This window comes from Rhizobium sp. BK313, assembly GCF_014193655.1.
Lineage (GTDB): Bacteria > Pseudomonadota > Alphaproteobacteria > Rhizobiales > Rhizobiaceae > Rhizobium.
This window is the reverse complement of record NZ_JACHZQ010000001.1, coordinates 1-21,628: the sequence shown is the minus strand read 5'-3', so window position 1 is coordinate 21,628 and position 21,628 is coordinate 1. Positions and strand designations below refer to the sequence as shown.

At 59.3% G+C, this 21,628-nt stretch carries 21 protein-coding genes and 1 pseudogene; 12 read left to right on the top strand and 10 right to left on the bottom strand.

Annotated elements, in window-relative coordinates; all coding sequences use genetic code 11:
* Positions 1-2 precede the first annotated feature (2 nt).
* Entirely contained in the window at positions 3-230 is a 228-nt protein-coding gene (locus FHT86_RS00110; protein ID WP_133704849.1) for a hypothetical protein, read from the top strand.
* A 144-nt stretch (positions 231-374) separates the two neighbouring features.
* A complete protein-coding gene (locus FHT86_RS00105) occupies positions 375-1,928 on the top strand; it encodes an alpha/beta fold hydrolase (protein ID WP_133704848.1) in 1,554 nt (517 codons plus the stop codon).
* Between the two features lie 18 nt (positions 1,929-1,946).
* On the opposite strand, the gene FHT86_RS00100 is transcribed toward FHT86_RS00105, so the two are convergent.
* The 4 genes from FHT86_RS00100 to FHT86_RS00085 all read right to left on the bottom strand — a co-directional run bounded on the left by FHT86_RS00100 (position 1,947) and on the right by FHT86_RS00085 (position 7,418).
* A complete protein-coding gene (locus FHT86_RS00100) occupies positions 1,947-2,885 on the bottom strand; it encodes an acetamidase/formamidase family protein (RefSeq protein WP_133704847.1) in 939 nt (312 codons plus the stop codon).
* A 10-nt stretch (positions 2,886-2,895) separates the two neighbouring features.
* Complete coding sequence (locus FHT86_RS00095; protein ID WP_133704846.1) at positions 2,896-4,389, bottom strand: ABC transporter substrate-binding protein; 1,494 nt, start codon at positions 4,387-4,389, stop codon at positions 2,896-2,898.
* Positions 4,390-4,937: 548 nt separating this feature from the next.
* A complete protein-coding gene (locus FHT86_RS00090; RefSeq protein ID WP_133704845.1) occupies positions 4,938-6,215 on the bottom strand; it encodes an L-fuconate dehydratase in 1,278 nt (425 codons plus the stop codon).
* Between the two features lie 42 nt (positions 6,216-6,257).
* Entirely contained in the window at positions 6,258-7,418 is a 1,161-nt protein-coding gene (locus tag FHT86_RS00085; protein ID WP_133704844.1) for a CaiB/BaiF CoA-transferase family protein, read from the bottom strand.
* A 242-nt stretch (positions 7,419-7,660) separates the two neighbouring features.
* Between FHT86_RS00085 and FHT86_RS00080 the strand changes: the two genes are divergently transcribed.
* Positions 7,661-8,074: a carboxymuconolactone decarboxylase family protein gene (locus FHT86_RS00080; RefSeq protein WP_133704843.1), complete on the top strand. Its 414-nt coding sequence runs from the start codon at positions 7,661-7,663 to the stop codon at positions 8,072-8,074.
* Positions 8,075-8,136: 62 nt separating this feature from the next.
* On the opposite strand, the gene FHT86_RS00075 is transcribed toward FHT86_RS00080, so the two are convergent.
* The gene (locus tag FHT86_RS00075) at positions 8,137-8,526 is read right to left on the bottom strand and encodes a hypothetical protein (protein WP_133704842.1); all 390 of its coding nucleotides are present in this window, start codon (positions 8,524-8,526) and stop codon (positions 8,137-8,139) included.
* A gap of 344 nt (positions 8,527-8,870) precedes the next feature.
* On the opposite strand from FHT86_RS00075, the gene FHT86_RS00070 reads away from it, so the two are divergent.
* The 4 genes from FHT86_RS00070 to FHT86_RS00055 all read left to right on the top strand — a co-directional run bounded on the left by FHT86_RS00070 (position 8,871) and on the right by FHT86_RS00055 (position 12,274).
* Complete coding sequence (locus FHT86_RS00070) at positions 8,871-9,362, top strand: cupin domain-containing protein (protein WP_133704841.1); 492 nt, start codon at positions 8,871-8,873, stop codon at positions 9,360-9,362.
* A gap of 213 nt (positions 9,363-9,575) precedes the next feature.
* Positions 9,576-10,421 (top strand): MetQ/NlpA family lipoprotein, encoded by an 846-nt coding sequence (locus FHT86_RS00065; RefSeq protein ID WP_133704840.1) that lies wholly within the window; start codon positions 9,576-9,578, stop codon positions 10,419-10,421.
* A gap of 121 nt (positions 10,422-10,542) precedes the next feature.
* On the top strand, positions 10,543-11,628 hold the full coding sequence (locus tag FHT86_RS00060) for a methionine ABC transporter ATP-binding protein (RefSeq protein ID WP_133704839.1): 1,086 nt from the start codon (positions 10,543-10,545) through the stop codon (positions 11,626-11,628).
* On the top strand, positions 11,618-12,274 hold the full coding sequence (locus tag FHT86_RS00055) for a methionine ABC transporter permease (protein WP_133704838.1): 657 nt from the start codon (positions 11,618-11,620) through the stop codon (positions 12,272-12,274). The genes FHT86_RS00060 and FHT86_RS00055 overlap by 11 nt, the downstream gene beginning before the upstream one ends.
* Before the next feature lie 9 nt (positions 12,275-12,283).
* Here FHT86_RS00055 and FHT86_RS00050 read toward each other — a convergent pair whose 3' ends face one another.
* The 5 genes from FHT86_RS00050 to FHT86_RS00030 all read right to left on the bottom strand — a co-directional run bounded on the left by FHT86_RS00050 (position 12,284) and on the right by FHT86_RS00030 (position 17,540).
* Positions 12,284-13,654, bottom strand: a complete 1,371-nt coding sequence (locus FHT86_RS00050; RefSeq protein WP_133704837.1) for an LLM class flavin-dependent oxidoreductase — start codon at positions 13,652-13,654, stop codon at positions 12,284-12,286.
* A gap of 158 nt (positions 13,655-13,812) precedes the next feature.
* Positions 13,813-14,295 (bottom strand): VOC family protein, encoded by a 483-nt coding sequence (locus FHT86_RS00045; RefSeq protein WP_133704836.1) that lies wholly within the window; start codon positions 14,293-14,295, stop codon positions 13,813-13,815.
* Positions 14,296-14,418: 123 nt separating this feature from the next.
* Positions 14,419-15,450: a hydroxyacid dehydrogenase gene (locus FHT86_RS00040; protein WP_133704835.1), complete on the bottom strand. Its 1,032-nt coding sequence runs from the start codon at positions 15,448-15,450 to the stop codon at positions 14,419-14,421.
* Between the two features lie 57 nt (positions 15,451-15,507).
* Complete coding sequence (locus tag FHT86_RS00035) at positions 15,508-16,203, bottom strand: DNA-3-methyladenine glycosylase I (RefSeq protein ID WP_133704834.1); 696 nt, start codon at positions 16,201-16,203, stop codon at positions 15,508-15,510.
* Between the two features lie 134 nt (positions 16,204-16,337).
* Complete coding sequence (locus FHT86_RS00030) at positions 16,338-17,540, bottom strand: multidrug effflux MFS transporter (protein WP_133704833.1); 1,203 nt, start codon at positions 17,538-17,540, stop codon at positions 16,338-16,340.
* Positions 17,541-17,863: 323 nt separating this feature from the next.
* On the opposite strand from FHT86_RS00030, the gene FHT86_RS00025 reads away from it, so the two are divergent.
* The 5 genes and pseudogenes from FHT86_RS00025 to FHT86_RS00005 form a co-directional block, all read left to right on the top strand.
* Complete coding sequence (locus FHT86_RS00025; RefSeq protein WP_133704832.1) at positions 17,864-18,532, top strand: TetR/AcrR family transcriptional regulator; 669 nt, start codon at positions 17,864-17,866, stop codon at positions 18,530-18,532.
* Positions 18,533-18,675: 143 nt separating this feature from the next.
* Positions 18,676-18,936, top strand: a complete 261-nt coding sequence (locus FHT86_RS00020) for a DUF982 domain-containing protein (RefSeq protein WP_133704831.1) — start codon at positions 18,676-18,678, stop codon at positions 18,934-18,936.
* Between the two features lie 114 nt (positions 18,937-19,050).
* Positions 19,051-19,293, top strand: a complete 243-nt coding sequence (locus tag FHT86_RS38725; RefSeq protein WP_133704830.1) for a DUF982 domain-containing protein — start codon at positions 19,051-19,053, stop codon at positions 19,291-19,293.
* A 121-nt stretch (positions 19,294-19,414) separates the two neighbouring features.
* Complete coding sequence (locus tag FHT86_RS00010) at positions 19,415-20,146, top strand: TylF/MycF/NovP-related O-methyltransferase (RefSeq protein ID WP_133704829.1); 732 nt, start codon at positions 19,415-19,417, stop codon at positions 20,144-20,146.
* Positions 20,147-21,007: 861 nt separating this feature from the next.
* Positions 21,008-21,628 (top strand): annotated as a pseudogene (locus tag FHT86_RS00005) (hypothetical protein); the annotation flags it as partial.

The window sequence follows — 21,628 nt, the reverse complement described above, 5'->3', positions numbered from 1 at the left end:
AGATGGCGCCACCTAACAAAGACAACCTGTTCGGATCCAAGAAGCAGGCATCGTTGGTCAAGGCCAGCCAGCTCGACTCCACCGTCAAGGAAATCCTCGCCAGCGAACAGACGATCCGCGAGCGCAAAACGGCGCGCCTGCGGGAGCTTCGCCTTGAGAAAGAGGCGCTGCAGCCGGTACCGGAGCCAAAGGCCAAGGCCAAGCGAAAGACCGCCAAAGTATCGGAATAGGCAAAGCCCCATCCGATCTATGACATGCTTCGGCGGTTGACGTTGCGCTTTTCGTGAACACAGCCTCCATGGACGACGCATTGAATTGAGCGCGGCTTCTGCCCTAGATAGCGACCAACTGCGCAATCCATCCTGGAGCATCACATGGTCGCCGGCATTCACCACATCACGCTGATCACACGTAAGGTGCAGGCGAATGTCGATTTCTATGCAGGCTTTCTTGGCCTACGGCTGGTCAAACGCACCGGCGGCTTCGAGGACGCAACGCAATTGCATCTCCTATACGGCGATGCAACGGGGTCTCCGGGCTCGCTGGTGACTTTCCTCGTATGGGAAGACGGTTCCCCCGGTCGTCCCGGCATCGGCCAGGTCGGCGAGATCTCGCTTTCCATCGATCCCATGAGCATCGGCTTCTGGCTGACGCGTGCCTTAAGTGCAGGACTGAAACCGGAAGGCCCTTCGGACGAATTCGGCGAACCGGTGCTGCGATTGAAAGACCCGGATGGTGTCATCGTCAAACTGGTCGGCGCCAAGGATCTACAATCGGCCGCACCCTGGGCAAGCGAGAAAATCCCGCTTGAACACGCCATCCGGCGCATTCGCGGCGCAACGCTGTTCAGCGAGACGCCCGAAGAGACGCAAAATCTTCTCGTGAAGCATTTCGACTACCAGCCGCAGGCGATCAACGGTGCGATCAGCCGCCTTGTCTCCGAGCCCGGCGATATCATCGACATCCGCGATGCGCGGGGTTTCTGGGCGAGCGCACCGGGAACCGGCACGGTCGATCATGTGGCGTTTCGCGCCTCTGACGATGCCGAGCTGCAATCGGTGCGCACGGCGCTGCAAGCGGTCAATTCCTGGCCGACAGCGATGCATGACCGCAAATATTTCCGCTCACTCTATGTCCGCGAGCCTGGCCGCATCCTGTTCGAGCTCGCGACCGATGCGCCGGGCATGCTGGTCGACGAAGACGAGGCGACTCTCGGCACACGCCTGTTCGCACCCGACGACAACCCGAAACGCCTGGCGGAGCTTAGCGTCATCCTGCCACAGTTCTCGATGCCCGGCGAGCCGCGCGTCATTTATCGGGACCTGCCGTTCGTGCATCGCTTCTTCACGCCGCAGGAGCCGGACGGTACTGTCTTCATTTTGCTGCATGGCTCCGGCGCCAGCGAAACGACGCTGATGCCGATCGCCCACAAGATAGACGCGCAGGCGACGCTGCTCGGCGTGCGCGGCCGGGCACTCGAGGAAGGCGCGCCACGCTGGTATCGCCGCATCACCCCATTTACCTTCGATCAGGCCGATATCGCCAGCGAAGCCGAAGCCTTTGCCGCTTTCATCGACGGCGCGACGCATGCCTACGGTCTCGACCCCGAACGCATCGTCTATATTGGCTATTCGAACGGCGCGAACCTGATCAATGCCATGCTGTCGCTACATCCGCATCTGATCCGCCGTGCCGTGCTACTGCGCTCCATGGCCGTCCTCACCGATCCACCGCCGGTGGACATGTCGGATGCAGATGTCCTGATCATCGCCGGCGCGAAGGACGAATATGGACCCTACGCGCAACCACTTGCCGAGCGTCTCCGTGCCGACGGCGCGACGGTGAACCTGCAAACGATCCCCCATGGCCACGAACTGACCGACGCTGACGTGCCGATCATCCAGGCATGGTTGAAGCGCTCGAACTGAGCGCTTCAACGCCGGCAATCAAGCTTGCTGCAACAGGCTCTTCGCCATCATCATGTGCACACCCTTGTTGCCGTTGACTGTCTGCGTGACGTGCAGGTCGCCGGCGAGGCTGCAAAGCGTATAGGCATCTTCCCGCGACAGCCCAGCCTTCTCGCCGAGCAGCACGATCATGTCGCGCAGCGCCATGATCGAGCATTGATCGAGGTCCGGATCCATGCCCATGGTGATGTAGTGGGTGGGTGTTTCAGCGCGCGGATAGGTAAAGCTGAGGTCATCGCGGACAATGAACTGGAAGGTACCACGCAGCGCCGTTTCGATCGCCGTGATGCAGACCTCACCATCACCCTGCGCTCCGTGGCCGTCGCCGCAGGAAAACAGAGCACCTTCGTTGAAGATCGGCAGATAGAGCGTCGTGCCGGCAACCAGTTCCTTATTGTCGATATTGCCGGCATGGGCGCGCGGCATGATCGAGGAGATGCGGCCCCAATTCGGTGGCGGTGCGACGCCCATGACACCGAAGAACGGCGCCAGGGGCAGCTTCAAACCCCAGGGCAGATGCGCGACATTGGCCTCGACGTCGAGCGGGATATTCAGCAGGCGCGCCGTCTCGAAGTCGTAGGGCAAAGTACCGGCCAGCGGACGGATGGCATTGTAGCCCCAGTTCTGGCGAAGCTTCACATCCTTGATGCGTACCTCCAAAACCTGGCCAGGCTTGGCGCCACGGATCGCCACGGGTCCGGTGAGGATGTGGCCGGGCATTTCCTGAATGGAGTTCTTGTGGACGTCCAGCAGCTCGGGTGGGATGAAAAATTCACCCTTCGGCAACACGTCCGGCCCGCCGGATACCGTGTCGATGACGACCGTGTCGCCGCTATCCACCGTCAGAGCCGGCGGACGCTTGGGGTCGAAATAACCCCAAGCGCAGTTTGCTGAAGAAGCAGGCAGATGATGATCCATGAGATATGTCCTAGTCGTCCTTGGTCACGCCCTTGAGGCTGATGAGGCCCGTCGGCAACGGCTGGAAGCCGTGGATCTTCTTGGAGAGAACGAAGGGCCAGGGCTGATGATAGAGATAGATGATCGGCAGGTCGTCTTGAATGATGTTCTGGGCGTCGTCATAGAGCTTCTTGCGGGCATCGAAATTGCCTTCGACCTTGGCCTTGTCCAGGTCGCCCGTGACTTGGCTGTTGCAATAGCCGGCATAGTTGAGGCTGTCCTTGCAGGCCAGAAACTGATGGATATTGCCATCCGGATCGTAGCGTCCCGACCAGCCAGTCAACACGGTGTCGAAATCGCCGCTCTGAGCCTGTGTCAACATCGTGGTGAATTCGACGGCATGCAGCTTGATGTCGAAGCCAGCTTCCGCGCCCATGGCCTGGATCATCTGGGCGATCTGGTCGCTCGTCGTCGAATTGGCATAGATCATCTCGAAGGAAACCTTCGGCGTTCCAGCTTCGGCGAGGAGTGCCTTGGCCTTCTCGACATTATGCTCGCTGACTTTGATCGCCGTGTTGTGGAAAGGGCTGACGCTGGTGAACGGCTGCTGGGCCGGCTCGAAGGTGCCCGCACCGACGACCTGATTGATGGCATCCTTGTCAATGGCAAGCTGCAGAGCCTGGCGAACACGCTTATCCTTGCCGAGCGGGCTCTTGCCGCCTGAGCCATTGCCGACATTGATGGTGAGGCCCTGATAGCCGACGCTGGTGATCGCGGCGAGCTGGAGGTTGGCATCGGACTTGACGGAAGGGATATCCGACGGAGCCAAACGCTCCAGCATGTCGAGGCCGCCGGAACGCAGATTGGCGAGGCGCACGGTCGTATCCGGCATGATCATGAACGTCACCTTGTCGAAATGATAGTCGGCGGCGTCACGATAATTCTGAAATTTTTCCAGCGAGATGCTGTAGTTCTGCTGGCGCGAGACAAACTTGTACGGCCCGGAGCAGACTGGCGCGGTCACCGCCGTATCGAAATGGGCCGGCGCCACCATCATGCCGGCGCGATTGGAAAGCTGCGGCAGCAACGTCGGGTCCGGTCGCTTCAGCTTGATCTTGAAATTGAGATCGTCGATCACCGACACGCTGTCAATCGACTGCAGCTCACTCTTGCGCATGCTGTCCGGCTGGGTGATCGCACGATCGAGATTGGCCTTGACCGCCTGCGCATTGATCGGCGAGCCGTCATGAAAGGTCAAGTTCGGGAAAAGGGTCATGGTCAGCTCGGTCATGTCGCTGTTCCACGACCATTTGCTGGCGAGTTCCGGCTTGGCCTGCAGGTCCTGCCCCACGTCGACAAGACTGTCACAAAGCGATTTGAAAACCACCTCCCCCACGAAGGTGCGCGATTTTACCGGATCAAGCCCGTCCAAATCGTCCTGGAGGCCGATCTTCATTTCGTTGGCTAAGGTGCTCGTACCCGCCAATAGCATCGCCATCAGCGGAAGTGCGAATATCAATCTCATTCTCAATCTCCTGGTTTCAAACGGTCCATCGCGCTGCTGACCGCTCGTGAACCAATTCCTGATTGGATCGCCATTGCCACGGCCTCATTCAAACGCAACTTTTGGGCGGCCCGGCCTCGTGTCTGAGCCCGTTCCGTCGGTTGTCTCGAAATCCCGTCAATCTTTTGAATTTGTTATAGGTGGCTATAACAGTCCAGGCTCTCGCGGCTGTCAAGGGACATTCGACGGTCATCTAACCACATGAAATGGAAGATTATTTTGGAAAATTTGATCAATGATTGTGCCACCGGCAACGGCCACGCTGAAAATATGGGCAGGCTGCCGCTAAGCCGATGATCCAATTGGAGTCCGAGCAGCTCACAATTTGCGCGTTAATTGACCAATCGGCATAGAAAATAGCCGTGGGCCAATTTTCGGTAATGCAGCACCCTACAACGGGGCGAACAAATTCTTGAACCAATTCTGCATTGATCCGCGATTGCCCGCTCAAAACAACAAAAGCCCGCCGCTCGGCGGGCCTTTGCTTCTCCTCCTCATGGGGTGATGGATCACCCCTTGAACGTATAGGCAGCGATCGACTCGGGCTTGATCTCGATCGAGAAACCCGGCAGCTTCGGCGGCATGTAGGCGGCGTCGCGGATGATACACGGGTCTTTGAAATGTTCGTGCAGGTGATCGACATATTCGATCACCCGACCATCCTTGGTGCCGGAGACGGCGACATAGTCGATCATCGACAGGTGCTGCACATATTCGCAGAGCCCGACGCCGCCGGCATGAGGCCAGACAGGCAGTCCGTATTTCGCGGCGACGAGCAGCACGGCCAAGACTTCGTTCAGCCCGCCCATGCGGCAGGAATCGATTTGCACGATGTCGATCGCCCCTTCGGCGATGAACTGCTTGAACATGATGCGGTTCTGGCACATCTCGCCGGTCGCGACCTTTACCGGCCCGATTGCCTGGCGGATCTTGCGATGGCCGGCGACATCGTCGGGGCTGGTGGGCTCCTCGATGAAGAAGGGCTTTGCAAAGGCAAGCTTCTGCACCCAGTCGATCGCCTGGCCGACTTCCCACACCTGGTTGGCGTCGATCATCAGGTAGCGATCGGGACCGATCACCTCGCGGGCGATGGTGAGACGACGGATATCGTCCTCGAGATCGCGCCCGACCTTCATTTTCACATGGTTGAAACCGGCGTCGATCGCCTCCTGGCACAGGCGACGCAGCTTGGCATCGTCATAGCCGAGCCAACCGGCCGAGGTCGTGTAGCAGGCATAGCCCTCGCGCTCGAGGACGGCGATACGCTCCGCCTTGCCGGCCTCGGCCTTCTTCAGGATGGCGACGGCCTCGTCGCGAGTCAGAACGTCGGTCAGGTAACGATAATCGACGATATCAGCGATGCGCTCCGCATCCATCTCGGCCACCAGCCGCCAGACCGGCTTGCCGGCCTCTTTGGCAAGCAGGTCCCAGACGGCGTTGACCACGGCACCGGTGGCAAGATGCATCGCGCCCTTCTCCGGGCCGATCCAACGCAACTGGCTGTCACTGGTCAGATGCCGCCAATATTTACCGGGATTTTCCAGCACGGTCGCGAGCTCGGTGCCGACGACCAGATGCCGCATCGCCTCGATCGCCATGCAGCAGATGTCGTTGCCGCGACCGATCGTAAAGGTCAGTCCATGGCCTTCTAGGCCTGGCTTGTCGGTGTCCAGAATGACATAGGCGGCGGAGTAATCCGGGTCCGGATTCATCGCGTCGGAGCCGTCCAAGCTCTGCGAGGTCGGAAAGCGCAGGTCGAATACGCGGAGATTGGTGATGCGCGTCATGGGAAAACTCCTTCTAATTCTGTCGGGCGATCTCTCGGACAATCACCCGAGGTCGAATTCTTCCCAGATCGCCGCATTATGCTCGCCGACATGCGGTGCCGCACGTTCGAATTTCGGCCGCTGCCCGTCGATACGAACCGGCGAACGCGTGGTACGCACGGAAATGCCGTCGTCGCGGCCGACCGTCTGTAGCATGTCGAGCACGCCGAATCCCTCGCTCTGCAACAGTTCCGGCCAATTCAGCACCTTGGCGCACCAGATATCGGCCGGCTCCAGGATTGCCAGCCATTCATCCACTGTGCGGGTGGCGATTCGCGCCGAGATCAGCGCCTTGATCTCGTCTCGCGCCGTAAACCAGCCTTTCGGATCGTCGCGGTAGGGCGCGAGCTCACCCATGCCGAGCAGGTCGGCGAGTTTCGAGATCGGCGTCATGGCGATGGCGAGATAGCCGTCGGTGGCCGGATAGACGCCGTAGGGAGCGGAAAGGTAAGCATGGGCACTGCGAAAGCTGGACCGCTGCGGCAGTTTATTACCGCTGTTCATATGGACGGTCAGGACCTCCACCTGCAGATCGACCAGCGCCTCCAACAGGCTGGTCTCCACCAGCCCCCCTTTGCCGGTGACACCGCGGCGCACCAGAGCCGCTAGAATGCCCTGAACTGCTGCCGCGCCCGCCAGCATATCGCCGATCGCCAGGCCGAACGGCACTGGCCCCTGCCCTTCATCGCCGTTCAGCCACATGACGCCGGAGCGCGATTGCGCCAACAAATCCTGCCCGGGTCGCGACACCCAGGGACCCTCGTCGCCGTAGCCGCTGATCGAGCAATAGACGAGCCGCGGATTGATCTCCCGAGCAGCCTCAAAATCCAGCCCTAACCGCTCGATCACTCCCGGCCGGAAATTCTGTACTAAGACATCGGCCTTGGAGATCAGCTTGCGTAGCGCCCGCATGTCGCGCTCGCTCTTCAAGTCGATAGCCAGGCTTTCCTTCGAACGGTTGATCGCGTGGAAAATGGTCGAATCGCCGCTCTCGCTATCGCTTAGATAAAGCCGCCGCGAGAGATCGCCGCCCTCCGGCCGCTCGATCTTGATGACCCTGGCGCCGAGATCCATCAATCTCAGAGTGCAATAGGGCCCGGACAGGAACTGGCTCATATCCACGACCACCAGGCCGGCCAGCGGCAATTCCTTTTCCACCACCATGATTATTTCCGCTTCCCTAGCATCAATCCGGCAGGCCGCACATCTCCGCTTCGGCCGACGTTTCCGTCTGCCAAACTCCCCGCGTCCCGCGACCGACTTTTCTTATGTAAATAGTATTTTCACATATGGATGATTTTTGCAAACAAAAAGAGGTGACGTGGGCAGCTTCCATCCGGCGAAGACCTCGCGAAAATGCGCTATAGCTTTCACGCCAATTCGGATTGCTGAAAGGAGACTTTGAGATGACGACAGTCAAATTGCTAGATGATGCGGAGGTCGAGGCCATCCCGGCGGTCAAGGCCGTATTCGATGACATCCGCGCCGTCAGAAAATCCGATTTCGTCAACAATTTCTGGCGGGGTCTGGCCAATGACCCAGCGCTCTTGAAGCGCACCTGGGAGGGGCTGAAGGCGGTCATGATGGCCGATGGCGCGCTCGATCCGCTGGTGCGCGAAATGATCTATATCGCCGTATCCACGGCCAACGGCTGCACCTATTGTATCCATTCCCATACCGCTGCCGCCCGGGCAAAAGGCATGACTGACGCACAACATGGCGAGTTGCTGGCCGTCATCGGCCTTGCCGGACAAACGAACCATCTGGTGACGGCGATGCAGATCCCCGTCGATCCGGAATTCGACGTCAGCCGTCGCTGATATCGCATAAAAAGAACCCGCCGGCACAAGCCGGCGGGTTCTTTGATAAATCATGCACTGCTTTAGCGGTCCGACTTTTCCGTCGCCTGTGTCTCCGCAACAACGGCGGCGACATCGACACCGTTGTTGACGACCAGAAGACGTTTGCGAACGAGAACACCCATCACTCGGGCTGCGGTCGAAAAGGTCATCGTGTCGAGAGGACCTTCGCCTTCCCAAGGTTTTGTCAGCCGTTCGGTAACAGCAGAGACGATATTGTTAGGTACGATGTCAGTGCATTCACGCATGGCTTCGAAAACAACTCTGACGGGAAGGATCTTCCCTTCGAACGTCACGATCGGTTCAGTGACTTCTGTGTCCCATTCCTCGAAAGCATAGAGCGCTTCCCTGAAGAGCTGTTGCAAAGTAATGGGGGCATGACCCTCATGAAGGGGCGGCAAGGCATTGCTCATGTCTGTCTCCTTTCAAGTGGAAGTCCGGCGCATAATCTGAAAAATTATCCGGCCTCTGGCTGAGGCCGACGCGCTGCTTCTGGATCTGGCGCGCCCCGAACGTATTTGATCGGACAATGGCACGGCAAATCGTTTATTCGCGACCGGCGCAACGCGGGACGAACACGGAATGTTCCCGCCGGTCAACTAACTTGATCGAGTCTATAGATTAATCTCGTCTTGAAAAGCCTCTTTTGAAATTTTCTGCAATTCCCTATATTTTTGAATGGTTTCGCCGTAGGCTGATGTAACACCCTATTTCTGGAAGTGATGCGAATCCCTTCCTCGGCAGTGAAAGGACAGCCATGAGCAACGATCATGGACACGATCACGACGAACACCACGAGCCGGTCGACTGGCGCGAGCACGGCGTCAAGATCATCCCTGGCAATGCGCTCGATCCGAACACTGCGCAGACACCGGGCATGAACCGGGCCACTGCGATCAATCACGCCCGCGCGGGTGCTGAGAAAATCTGGGCCGGAACGGTGACGATTCACGCCAACGCGAAGACCGGCGCCCACCATCACGGCGATCTCGAAAGCATCATCTATGTCGTCAAGGGGAAAGCGCGGATGCGCTGGGGCGAGAACCTGGAATTCGTCGCCGAAGCCGGCCCCGGCGACTTCATCTTCGTGCCGCCCTTCGTGCCGCATCAGGAGATCAACGCCAGCCGCGACGAAACGTTGGAATGCGTGCTGGTCCGCTCCGGACAAGAGCCCGTTGTCGTCAACCTCGACATCGAACCAGTGGAAAAGCCGGAAGAAGTGCTCTGGAAAGACCCGATCCATCGCTGATTTGCACAATTTCGATGCACTCGGAATCTCCGATGCACAAAAATCGACTATGTCTATAGAATATTAGTTCCCGATCGGCCGCGCACCAAAAAGAGTTTTTCAGAAGTGCGGCGCACAACAAATGATCCTGCTTCGCGCGACCCACAACCGTCTGAGATGATCCACGCCGTCAACGAGACAATGGCGTCTCAATCACATGGAACAGGATTTCCCATGACGAAAAAGTCTTCTGAAGGTCTCGCTGCGCTGCGCTTCCCGCGCCGGACCGGCCTTGCAGTCCTCATCGCCTCCGCTGTCGCCGTCTTCGGCTTGACGGCAGCCGCCCCCTCGTTTGCTGCGGACAAGACGATCAAGGTTGGCATCATGAGCGGCGAAGACGAAGACGTCTGGCGCGTGGTCACCACGGAAGCCGCCAAGAAGGGCCTGAAGATCGAGACCGTCGTCTTCAACGACTATACCCAGCCGAACGAAGCGCTGGATCGCGGCGAAGTCGACGCCAACGCCTTCCAGCACCAGCCCTATCTCGACAACCAGATCAAGCAGCACGGCTATCACATCGTCCGTGTCGGCTATACCGGCGTCTGGCCGATCGGCCTTTATACCAAGAAATACAAGACGGTGGCCGACCTGCCGAAGGGCGCGGTCATCGGCGTGCCGAACGACCCGTCCAACGAAGGCCGCGCCTTGCGTGTGCTGCAGAATGAGGGCGTCATCAAGCTCAAGGACGGCACCGGCATTCTCGCCACCACCGCCGACATCGTCGAGAACCCGAAGAATGTCGAAATCAAGGAACTCGATGCCGGCATCGTCGGTCGCTCGATCGACGATCTCGATGCTGCCGTCGTCAACACGGATTGGGCGCTGAAAAGTGGCCTCTCGCCGAAGGACCGTATTGCGCAGGAGCCGATCGACGGCAATCCCTACCGCAACTTTATCGCGGTCAAGCAGGGCAGCGAGAACGAGTCCTGGGTGAAGACCCTGGTGGCTTCCTACCAGAATGACACGGTCAAGGCCGAGTTCGACAAGGTCTATAAGGGCACGGGCCTCAGCGCCTACTAACACCAATTCAGCGCCGGGGGCAGCGCTGAGCACCAGGGCGGCCGGGGCATTTTTGCTCGGGCCGCCTTCGGTGTTTCCAGGAGATCAACGCCCGACGCCGTAAAGCCGAGAGAAGATTGACATGAATTCCTTCGTTTCCGCCACTGCCATCAAAGGACATGCCCCGCCCGGCGCGTCGGAGAGTGACGAGATCGTCCGCCTCGTCGATGTTCGCCGCCGGTTCGGGACCACCCCGGCGCTCGACGGTATTTCGCTGACGGCCCGCCGCGGCGAAATCGTCGGCATCATCGGCCGCAGCGGCGCTGGCAAATCGACCCTGATCCGCTGCCTGAACGGGCTGGAGCGGGCCGATAGCGGTGAGATCCATATCGAAGGACGCGATATCGCCGGCTTGTCGGAAAACGAACTGCAGCCGCTGCGCCGCCGCATCGGCATGATCTTCCAGCATTTCAATCTGCTTTCGGCCAAGACCGTCGAAGACAATGTCGCATTGCCGCTGAAGATCGAAGGCGTCGCCAAGGCCGAACGCCTGGCGCGCGCCCGCGAATTGCTCGAACTCGTCGGTCTAGCCGAAAAGGCAAAAGCCTATCCTTCGGCCCTCTCAGGCGGGCAGAAGCAACGCGTCGGCATCGCCCGAGCGCTAGCAGCCCGCCCAGCCCTCCTCCTTTCCGACGAAGCGACCTCCGCCCTCGATCCCGAGACGACGCGATCGATCCTAGCGCTGCTGAAGGATATCAACCGCAAGCTCGGCCTGACCATCCTGCTCATCACCCATGAGATGGAAGTGGTGCGCTCGATTGCCGACCGTGTGGCCGTCATCGATGCCGGTCGCATCGTCGAGGAAGGCCCGGTCTGGCAGATCTTCGCCAATCCGCAGACCGAAATCACCGCAAGCCTGCTCAGCACCATTCGCCCGCAACTCCCCGAACATATCGCCGAACGCCTGTCGCAGACGCCGGGGATCGAGGCGATTCTGAGCGTCGATCTCGCCGGCCCGGCCGCGCAGGGCGCGCTTTTCGCCGAGCTTTCCGCGGCGCTGCCGCATTCCTTCCGCCTGGTGCATGGCGGCATCGATCATATTCAAAACCAGCCCGTCGCCCGTTTCTTCATCGCCGTGCCGACACGCGATATGAAACTGCCGGCGCAGGTGACTGATTTTCTGACGGCCCGGTCCGCCCGGGTGGAGGTTTTAGGCTATGACAACTGACATCATCCTTGGCCTGCTCTGGCGCTCCTTCTGGGAGACGATTTGGATGACCGGCGCATCCGGCCTGATCTCGCTGGTCATCGGCCTGCCACTCGGCCTCGCCCTGGTCATTACCGGTCGCGACGGCATCGCTGAGCAACTCACCGTCAATCGTGTCCTCGCGGCGCTGGTCAACGGCTTTCGCGCGGTGCCTTTCATCATCCTGTTGATCGCATTGATCCCGCTGACGCGACTGATCGTCGGCACCGCGCTCGGCACGACCGCGGCGATCGTACCGCTCACCATCGCGGCGATCCCCTATTATGCTCGTATCGCCGAAGTCTCGCTGCGCGAAGTCGATCGCGGCCTGATCGACGCCGTACGCGCCATGGGCGGCAATCGCTGGACAATCATTCGCGAAGTGCTGGTGCCGGAGGCACTGCCCGGTATCGTCGCCGGTTTTACGGTGACGCTGGTGACCCTGATCGGCGCCTCGGCTATGGCCGGCACCATCGGCGGCGGCGGCCTCGGCGACCTAGCGATCCGTTACGGCTATCAGCGCTTTGAAACCGGCGTGATGATCGCCGTCGTCATCGTGCTGATCATCCTCGTCTGCGGTATGCAATGGCTCGGCGACCGCTTCGTCGCGAAGCTCGATCATCGCTGAACTGGTCGGTCAAATCCGATGACGGAACGCGGCTGCCGGATGGCTTTCGGGCAGCCGCCCATCGCCTCGGCCAAACAACTTTTCCCGCAACGTCCCTTCGGCATAATCGGCCTTGAATAGCCCGCGCTCCTGTAACACGGGAACGACGAGATCGATGAAATCGCGCAGGCTTTCCGGCGCGACCGTCCGGGCCAAGTTGAAGCCGTCGATGCCGCCCTTCTCCACCCAAACCTGCAAGCGATCGGCGATCTGCTCCGGCGAGCCGACCATCGGCTTCTGCCGGCTGCCGAGCACCATCTGGTCGATGATCTGGCGCGGCGTCATCGCCGGTTTGCCGCTGCTCTTACCAGTTACCGCGGCAAGCGCAGCCTGCTGCGCATTCGTGGTCTTCTGTTCGATCGGTTCGTCCATCCCGAACTTGGAAAGATCGATGCCAATCGAGCTGGAATAATGTGCAAGCGACGCCTCGACGCTGGCATGGCGGCGATAATCCTCCAGTCTGTCCTCGGCTTCCATCTCCGTCCGGCCAACGACCACGGTGATGAGATTGAGGATACTGAGATCGTCGGCCCGCCGGCCGAAATCGACGGCCCGCTGCCGGAGCGCGTCCGTCATCGGCTTCGCGCCCTGCGGCGTGGGGCTGGCGATGAAGACGCATTCGGCATGCCGCGCGGCAAAATCCTGCCCACGCGCCGAAGCACCGGCCTGAAACAGCAACGGTGTCCGTTGTGGCGACGGTTCGCTCAGGTGAATACCGTCCATCCGATAATGGCTGCCTTCATGCCGGACGGCGCGCACCTTGGAGGGATCGGCAAACAGACCGCCCATCTTGTCGCGTCTGACCGCATCGTCGTCCCAGCTTCCCTCCCAGAGTTTGTAGACGACCTCCAGGTACTCTTCGGCAGCGTCATAACGGGCATCGTGATCCGGCTGGCGCTCCATGCCCATGCTGCGGGCCGCGCTATCGAGATAGCCGGTGACGATATTCCAGCCGATGCGGCCCTTGGTCAGATGATCGAGTGTCGACATGCGCCGCGCGAACAGAAAGGGTGGCTCGTAAGTCGTATTGACGGTGACGCCGAAGCCCAGATGTTTGGTTACATAGGCCATAGCCGACAACGGAATGATCGGATCGTTGACCGGTATCTGCGCGCCTGTCCGGATCGAGGTCTCGGGGCTGCCCTTGTAAACATCATAGACGCCGACAATATCGGCGAGGAAAATGCCGTCCAGTTTGCCGCGCTCCGCAGTGAGCGCGAAATCGACCCAATAGTCGAGATCGGTATAACTCAGCGACGTGTCGCGCGGATGCGTCCAGAGACCATGATTTATATGCCCGACGCAGTTCATGTCGAAGGCATAGATCTGCATCGGCTTCATCGCACAGTCCTCAATCCCTAGAGTACACGGCTATTACCTCCATGATTTCTATATATTTTACAATCGATAAAACATTTCGTCCGCGGTTTTCACCACGGACGAATACTGGTCAGAAACCTATGCGCCTGAGCAGACTGTGACCCACCGCCTGACCGTCCTCAGACGACCGTCGTTTGTGGCTCCTTGTCATTGTCGAACTCCAAAAGCTCCAGCATGACTCCCAGCTGCGGGACGGTGTCGTAGTAGGCATAGCGGCCACCTGTGAACTCGCCGCGTTGCAGCAACCCGTGACCCTTGTCCTCCAGATAACGATTGCGCTCGGTAAGGTTGCGGGTCTTGAAGGCAATGTGGTGGCAGCCGGGTCCTTTCTGTTCCAGAAGATCGCGCCAGGCGCTTTTCTCCGGGCCGGGCTGGATGAATTCGACATCGATATTGCCGAATTTGAAGATGATCATGCGGCAGCCCACGCTGGCCGGCTTGCCGTTATAAATTGCCTGTGCCTCGTCGGGGTCGGCGGCTTTGCCTTCCGGCGGTACCGGCTTTCCGACGAGATCGGAAAACCACCTCGCGGATTTCTGTACGTCATCGGTGACAAAGCAGATCTGCATGATGGCATCTTCGTCAAGAAGGTGCTCTCGCATGGAATTATCCTTTCAAATCAAAAAAGCGGCCTCGGCGTTTGCACTGAGGCCGCGCCCTGGAAGAAACTGTATCAACCGACTCCGTCCCGTCGAGACAACAGAGCGGAATCGACCAGACCGCCGTCAATTGCGCGTGACCGGCTTTGAACGCATCCGCGACACCGTTTCGCGCTCCGCCCGCTTGCAGCGCATCGGCGGCAGCCCACGGTCCATCAGGTCCATATCTTCCAGCACCATGTCGCCCATTTTCTTGAAGGCACTGTCGAGGGCACCGGCACGGTGAGCCGAGCGGATGAAACCCTTGAGGCCGCGCACCGGATGATCCTTGCCAAGTGGTTCCTCCGGATAGACATCGCTCGCCGCGACGATATGGCCGGAGGCAACCGCGGCCATCAGCGCTTCGAAATCCACGACATCGGCGCGGCTAAGCAGGATGAAGGCCGCCCCCTTGCGCATGCGCGCAAAAGCCTCGGCGCCGAGAAAACCCCTGTTTTCGCTGGTGACGGAGGCGACGACAAAAATGAAATCGCTGCCCGACAGCACCTCGTCGAGACCAGCCGGTTGGACACCGTGTTCCCTAAGGATCGAAGGCGGCATCCAGGGATCGAACACCCTGATCGTCGCGCGAAAGCCCGACAACACACGGTTCAGTGCCTTGCCGAGATCACCGAAACCGACGATACCGATATCGCTCCCCGCGATCAGCCGCGCCTTGGCATTGCCGTCACCGCCCCAAAGCTCCCTGCCCTCCCGAAAATCGAGATCGGCATCGACGATGCCGCGTGCCAGGCTCAACGCAAACCCGAGCCCGATCTCCGCCACCGGCTCGGCGAACACTTGTCCGGTGGTGACGACATGAATGCCGCGCTCGAACAGCACGTCATAGGGCATGTTATTGATGAGATTGCTTTCGACATTCAGGATGCAGCGCAGGCGCGGCATACGGTCGAGCGTCTCCTTCGACAGCGGCGGCTGGCCGATGATATAGCGCGCCTCGCCGAGCACGTCGTCGCCAAGCCCAGCAATATTCTCCGGGTCCGCCTCGACGATCCGGTATTTCGAATGGAGGAGCGACAGCGCATCCTTGCTGAAGATAAGCTCAAGCGAGCGCGGCTCCGGCGCGCTGATGGCCAAAGGCCTGTTGTCGGTCGACATGATAGTCTCCTCTCTATTCCCGAGGACGATCCAATATCATTCGACCAGTCAAATCAATCAGAGCTCTTCCTCTTCCCCCGGCATGCCCACAGAGAAGGCGCAGATGCGCGAGAGATAGGTTTGTGGCAAGCCCGTCTCAGTGCCCCAGGCATTGAATTGGTCCTGGATCAGCTTGAGATCCTTCTTGGTCGGCTTCGCCTCCGAGATCGGCAGACCGGAGAGGCGCAGGCAGACGAGCACGTCGTGGCTCATAACGAAACTGTCGCGGCCGATGGCACGCAGGATATATTGGCCGCTCATGCCGCCGAGCCGGTTGCCGCGTTTATCGAGGACAGCCAGCAGACCGATATGATCCTCCACCGGCCAATCGGCGAAGAAGCGGCCGGCACTGCCACGCTCATCGGCAAGCTGGCGAACGAACTGTGCATTGGCTCGCACCGACATGATCTTGGCGCCGTTGCGCACGACACGCGCATCGGAGGTCAGATCATGCCAATAATCATCGGGCGCGAGGTTGAGGAATGCCGGGTCGAAACCGGAGAAAGCTGCTTCGAAACCCGGCCATTTGGAATCGATGACATTGCGCACGAAACCGGCATAGAAGACATAGCGCGTCATTTCCGACAGTAGCCGATCGTCCGGCATGGCGCGCAAGGCACGGTGATCCGGCGCTTTTGGCATGAGCGCCTTCAGCGCCTCCGCCCCACCCTTGCGCTTTTCCGCCCGCTCCAAAATCCCCGCGAAACTACCCATCCGCCTATCTCCTTCCGTCGCATCCCAAGTCTTTGATGATCTTGCCCCTCTCCGCAAGAGACACTTGCAGACACCTGAATCGAAAAGGCCGGAGCAATGCTCCGGCCTTCCCCATTCCTGCATGAAAAACAGCCCTATTCCGCGGCCACTTCCGCGACCGGCCGGCGGGCAATGGTCGCCTGTGTCAGCAGGAACGCGGCGACAGCGCAGAGCGCAATGCCGGCGGCCATAGGCAGGGCAGTACCATCGAAGAACAGGCCGGCAACGACCATGGCTATGGCGGCAGTGACGAACTGCAGCGTGCCCATCAGGGCCGAGGCCGTACCGGCGATCTCTCCATGATCTTCCAAGGCCAGTACGGCCGTCGTCGGGATGACCAGGCCGAGAAAACCATAACCGACGAACAGGAACACGACCATCACCGGCAACTGGCTGAAACCAAGGCTCATGACCACCACCAGCGCCGCCATGGTGGTGGCGAAGGCGGTAACGGCGACGCGCATCACCCGCACCAGGCCGAAACGCTCACCGAGCCAGCCGGTCAGCTGCGACACCGCGAAGAAGGAGACGGCATTGATCGAGAAGGCGAAGCTGTATTGCATCGGCGTAAGACCGTAGTGATCGATCAGCACGAAAGGCGAATTGGCGAGATAGACCAGAAAGCCCGAGATGCCGAGACCGCCGATGAAGGTCAGCGTCAGGAAATTGCGATCGCCGAGCAGCAGGCGATAAGCCGCCATCGCGCTGCGCAGGCCGCTTTCCGAGCGGTCCGCCTTCGTCCGAGTTTCCTCGAGCTGTGTCGACAAGAGGATCAGCCCGATGACCGCCGCAATCGTCACCGCCCAGAAAACACCCCGCCAGCCATAGAACACGATGACAGCGCTCCCCGTCAGCGGCGCGAGAATCGGCGAAATGCTGAAGACGAGCATCAGCAACGACATCAGCCGTGCCGCCTGTATACCGGTATGCATGTCGCGCACGATCGCGCGCGGCACCACCATGCCGGCCGCTCCGCCGATGCCCTGCAGAAAGCGAAAAGCGATCAGCGTCTCGATATTGCTTGCCGTGGCGGCGCCGATGCTGGCCACCGCAAACAGGCCGATGCCGAGATATAGCGGCGCCTTGCGGCCCCACATGTCCGAAAGCGGCCCATAGAGCAGCTGAAAGACGGCGAAGGGAATGAAGAAGAACAATAAGCTAAGTTGAACGACACTGTTCTCAGCCGCGAGATCCTTGCCAATCGACGGCAAAGCGGGGAGATACATGTCGATCGCGAAGGGACCGATGGCCGAAAGCAGGCCAAGGATGATCGCATTGCGAAGGAAAGACGTCGTCATGATGATGATCTTTCAGAAAATCTTGAGCGCGAAAGCCGAATTGCCCTCACGCGGCATCTCCCACGGGAGACGTTGAAAACAATGTGCTGCACCAGGCAATCGAGGCCCAACAAGGGCTCAACTGCCTTCTCTTCGACGAACAAACCACCCGAAAATCGACGGAATGCCGACGGATTCTTGGATTGCGTTATAGGAACGCCACACGGTCTTGGGAGGAAAGCGCGGGCCCCGAAATACGCTTAACATTCACGTCCACCATTTTGGACATGAATGTAAAAATAGACACTATTGTCCAAACCGTCAATGCGGATTATCTTCATTCCATGAAAAGCCGAAACGCCGCCGCCTCGCAGGCAAAGACAATAAGACCCGCCCAATGCCTGAAGCGTGTTCCCATCCTCGACGCTGCGGCGGAGGTCTTTTGCCGTGAGGGATTTTCCGGCGCAAGCATTGACGAAATCGCAGAGGAAGCCTGCGTCTCCCGCCAGACCATCTACAATCACTACCGCGAAAAAGAGACATTGTTCATTGCTGTTGTCGCCGACGTGACGGCGCGCGCCAATACCGCCCTGTTCGCCGCTCTGGCCGCCTTCCCCGACAAGCCAGAAAACCTTCGAGAGGACCTGATCGCCTTCGCCGTCGATCTCAACCGCAACTGCCTCTACAACCAGGACGGAAAATTCCTGCGCAAGCTCGTCCAGTCGGAAGGTCCCCGCTATCCGCACCTGTTCGAAGCCTGGCGCGAACATGGCCCCTGCAAGATCGGTATGGCGCTAGGCGCCATCTTCGCCCGCCTCCACCATCAGGGCCTCCTCCACATCCCTGACTGCGACCTCGCCGCCCGCCAATTCACCGCGCTGATCAACGCCGACCTGCAGATGACCACATTGTTGGGTGGAACGCCGAAGGAGGAGGAGATTCGGGATGCGGCGGAGCAGGCGGTCGACATGTTTTTGCGTGGTTACGGAGTTCGAACCGAACCCGTGCTCTAAGCCCGGCATTCACGCTACTCTCCAAGCCATTTCAACAACAACCCCCGCTTCCCAAACGCGCATCCGACGGCGTCTCGAAATTTGCTTGTGCCTTTGCCTCCCCTAGCGTTAACCTGCATGGCGTAGGGTCGGAGCTTGCAACGATGAGTAATAGACATTGGAATTTCCCGGTGATGGTCATTTGCAACCGAACGGGAAAAATCTATACCGTTGGCACCACGAAAGAGGCGTTGGACATGCTGCTGAATGCATGGCCGGTTGCTGAGGGCAAGGCGTTCATGATGGCCTTGCAGATATGTGCGGATGTCGAAATCGGGATCAGGCAGCCGCTGGACGCGCGCAACAGCTTTGTCGCCGCAGCCAAAGAAGCCGGCGTACCGATCGAAACCACGATGGTAGAATAAGATCGGCTGCACCACCGAACCCTCTCCGCGCTGCGACTTCATGCCACTACCCGGAACAATGCTTGGAACGAAACTGCCGCAATACCGTTTTGAAATGCCAAAACGAGGAGCGCGATGTTTCAAACCGCCTGGAGAAAGCCTGTCGTCGTGCGCCTGCCGAGAAATATCCGCATCATCCGGACGGCAGCCGAGGCGACAGATTGCTTGACCGTGGATTGGCCGATACGCCGCGGAAACGCCTATGAGGCGGCCTTGCGCGCCTGCATTGATTGCTTTGAAGGCTATACGACTGCAAATGAAACCCGCGTGGCCTTCGTCGCCGCCTGTCGCGAGGCAAATGCCCTGATAAGTGCATGATGCCAGAAGGCCGCTTTATCGTCGCTGCTGGTCCTCATCGACGTACGCTCCGGGTAAGCTTCTCTCCCTACGTGTATCGAGGAGAAAAGCTTTAGCCAGCGCCACGGAAGGCCATCAACACATGAATGTCCCACCACTAGACAGCCCGCAATTTGTGCAGTTTCTGGCCGTTATCGTCGAGCAGATATTGGGGAATCCTCGAGGAGACGCATTCAACCTTGATACAATCGCGCGTCTTTCCGCCGCGGTATCATCCTCACAGTACCTTTATTCCCGCATGATCGGGGCAAAACGTCTCAACACCGCGGTGGAACTGATTGACTACGCCGTTTCTTGCGCCAGCGTTGAGGGGCTCGCGCTGGAATTCGGCGTCTTCTCGGGCCGATCGATCAATCGCATCGCGCAGGGCAGATCGGGTCCTGTCTACGGGTTTGACAGCTTCGAGGGGCTTCCGGAAAACTGGCGCGAGGGGTATGACAAAGGTGCCTTTGGCCGCAAGGATCTTCCCCAAGTCGCGTCCAACGTAGAACTGGTTGTCGGATGGTTCGACAGGACCTTGCCGCAGTTCCTGGACGCTCATCCTGGCCCGGTGTGTCTCGTACACATCGATTGCGACCTCTACAGTTCGACGCAAACAGTTTTGACGCAGCTCCGCGAACGGTTCGTGCCGGGGACGATCATCGTGTTTGACGAGTATTTCAACTATCCCGGCTGGGAGATGCACGAATTCAAAGCGTTCAAGGAGTTCGTAGAAAGTGCCGGTCTCCAGTATGAGTATATCGCCGTTTACCCCAATCACCAGCAGGTTGTGGTCCGCGTTACAGGCATCCATAATCGCCGTCCCTCCGCTTAGGCCAGGCCAAGGTCGACGCCGATCCGTTCGGTGAATCGACCCTGGCATCACGTTCATCGCCGAGGTGTGCGTTCGCGCCTGCTGCTCACTTCGCTGGTCGATAGAGCGCGATCTCGGCCACCGAATAGGAAACCCGTTGGCTGATCGATGCTTCTCAGTCAGGACGATGTTTCGACCCTTGTAAAAGGGGACAGCTTCAATGCAGCTTTCTGCGCCCAGCATATAGCCTCGTTCCGAACACCTCCCTGCGGGCAAGACCTTTTACTATCATCTCTCGACACCATGACTGCGGGCTTCTCGATCGCGAGCGATCAGAGGGCATCGCGGCATTAAAAGAGTGAGATGCACAGTAACGCGCCCCGCACGTCGGAAACCCGCACGCCTGTCAGCTTTTGCAAAATAATGCGAGCAAGTATTGGACTGCAGCTGTTGCAGGGAAAAAGCGGAGGGCGGCGAGCCGTTAATTCAAAATTAAAAGCAAAAGAATAAAAGTTTTCTTGGTCGCGAGAGTTCTGCTGAAGAACGCGATTCGCCGATGTGTTGATGACAGATCTGGGCGAAACGGGGTTGCAAGGCGAGACGTTCGCATCCACTGGCGTAGGGATCAGGGCCGTTGCATGGCTCTGGAAGCATGATGCCCTTCCAACGCGCCGGCTCGTCCGAGCCATGTTCCGTGTAATTTCATTTTCTTCCGACAGGACGCCCGAATTGTCGACACCGATATTGGTGTCCGATTAAGCGGGTAACGCTGCCAGCAAGCGTGCGCCTAAGTGCGCCGTAAAAAGGCTTTGCTGGTCTTCTCGCGCGGCCGACGGCAGGGGAATGATATTGGCAGTCAGCTAACTCAAGGGGCGCGCGTCCATGACTTCAGTTATTTCTTCTCTGAGCATCAATCAGATTAAGGCTCTTGCCACCACAACGATTAAACAGCTGACCACGGATGACGTGGCGGCGCTGAGCACCGCCCAGATCAAGGCGCTGAGCTCAACGCAGATCTCCGCTTTCGAGACGGGGGATATCTCGACCTTCACCTCCGAGCAGATGAGCGCCGTTTCGGCGACCGCCATTCTCGGCTTGAACTTGGACCAGCTGGCGGTTCTTTCCACGGCCCAGTTAGGGGGTCTCTCCACGGAGCAGGTCGCCGCGCTCTCGACAACCGACGTTGCGGCCCTCTCCACCGATCAGATCGCCGCATTTACGACCACGCAGTTTGGCGCTTTAACTACGAAACAGGTTGCGGTTCTCTCCACCGCCGATGTTACGGCTCTCTCCACCGATCAGATCGGTGTCTTGAAGACCGCCCAGGTCGCCGCGCTGAAGTCGACGCAGATCGCCGCCCTCTCCACCGATCAGGTCGCCGCTCTGACGAGCTCGCAGATCGGTGCCCTGACGGCAACCGAAGTTGGCGCCCTCTCCACTGCCGACATCGCCACCTTCTCCACCGACGAGATCGCCGCCCTCAGCACCGCAGCTCTGGCGGGC

Excerpts from the sequence above, each read along its gene's own strand:
- FHT86_RS00110 (WP_133704849.1), top strand. The coding sequence starts at position 3 with ATGGCGCCACCTAACAAAGACAACCTGTTCGGATCCAAGAAGCAGGCA.
- FHT86_RS00105 (WP_133704848.1), top strand. The coding sequence starts at position 375 with ATGGTCGCCGGCATTCACCACATCACGCTGATCACACGTAAGGTGCAG.
- FHT86_RS00100 (WP_133704847.1), bottom strand. The coding sequence starts at position 2,885 with ATGGATCATCATCTGCCTGCTTCTTCAGCAAACTGCGCTTGGGGTTAT.
- FHT86_RS00095 (WP_133704846.1), bottom strand. The coding sequence starts at position 4,389 with ATGAGATTGATATTCGCACTTCCGCTGATGGCGATGCTATTGGCGGGT.
- FHT86_RS00090 (WP_133704845.1), bottom strand. The coding sequence starts at position 6,215 with ATGACGCGCATCACCAATCTCCGCGTATTCGACCTGCGCTTTCCGACC.
- FHT86_RS00085 (WP_133704844.1), bottom strand. The coding sequence starts at position 7,418 with ATGGTGGTGGAAAAGGAATTGCCGCTGGCCGGCCTGGTGGTCGTGGAT.
- FHT86_RS00080 (WP_133704843.1), top strand. The coding sequence starts at position 7,661 with ATGACGACAGTCAAATTGCTAGATGATGCGGAGGTCGAGGCCATCCCG.
- FHT86_RS00075 (WP_133704842.1), bottom strand. The coding sequence starts at position 8,526 with ATGAGCAATGCCTTGCCGCCCCTTCATGAGGGTCATGCCCCCATTACT.
- FHT86_RS00070 (WP_133704841.1), top strand. The coding sequence starts at position 8,871 with ATGAGCAACGATCATGGACACGATCACGACGAACACCACGAGCCGGTC.
- FHT86_RS00065 (WP_133704840.1), top strand. The coding sequence starts at position 9,576 with ATGACGAAAAAGTCTTCTGAAGGTCTCGCTGCGCTGCGCTTCCCGCGC.
- FHT86_RS00060 (WP_133704839.1), top strand. The coding sequence starts at position 10,543 with ATGAATTCCTTCGTTTCCGCCACTGCCATCAAAGGACATGCCCCGCCC.
- FHT86_RS00055 (WP_133704838.1), top strand. The coding sequence starts at position 11,618 with ATGACAACTGACATCATCCTTGGCCTGCTCTGGCGCTCCTTCTGGGAG.
- FHT86_RS00050 (WP_133704837.1), bottom strand. The coding sequence starts at position 13,654 with ATGAAGCCGATGCAGATCTATGCCTTCGACATGAACTGCGTCGGGCAT.
- FHT86_RS00045 (WP_133704836.1), bottom strand. The coding sequence starts at position 14,295 with ATGCGAGAGCACCTTCTTGACGAAGATGCCATCATGCAGATCTGCTTT.
- FHT86_RS00040 (WP_133704835.1), bottom strand. The coding sequence starts at position 15,450 with ATGTCGACCGACAACAGGCCTTTGGCCATCAGCGCGCCGGAGCCGCGC.
- FHT86_RS00035 (WP_133704834.1), bottom strand. The coding sequence starts at position 16,203 with ATGGGTAGTTTCGCGGGGATTTTGGAGCGGGCGGAAAAGCGCAAGGGT.
- FHT86_RS00030 (WP_133704833.1), bottom strand. The coding sequence starts at position 17,540 with ATGACGACGTCTTTCCTTCGCAATGCGATCATCCTTGGCCTGCTTTCG.
- FHT86_RS00025 (WP_133704832.1), top strand. The coding sequence starts at position 17,864 with ATGAAAAGCCGAAACGCCGCCGCCTCGCAGGCAAAGACAATAAGACCC.
- FHT86_RS00020 (WP_133704831.1), top strand. The coding sequence starts at position 18,676 with ATGAGTAATAGACATTGGAATTTCCCGGTGATGGTCATTTGCAACCGA.
- FHT86_RS38725 (WP_133704830.1), top strand. The coding sequence starts at position 19,051 with ATGTTTCAAACCGCCTGGAGAAAGCCTGTCGTCGTGCGCCTGCCGAGA.
- FHT86_RS00010 (WP_133704829.1), top strand. The coding sequence starts at position 19,415 with ATGAATGTCCCACCACTAGACAGCCCGCAATTTGTGCAGTTTCTGGCC.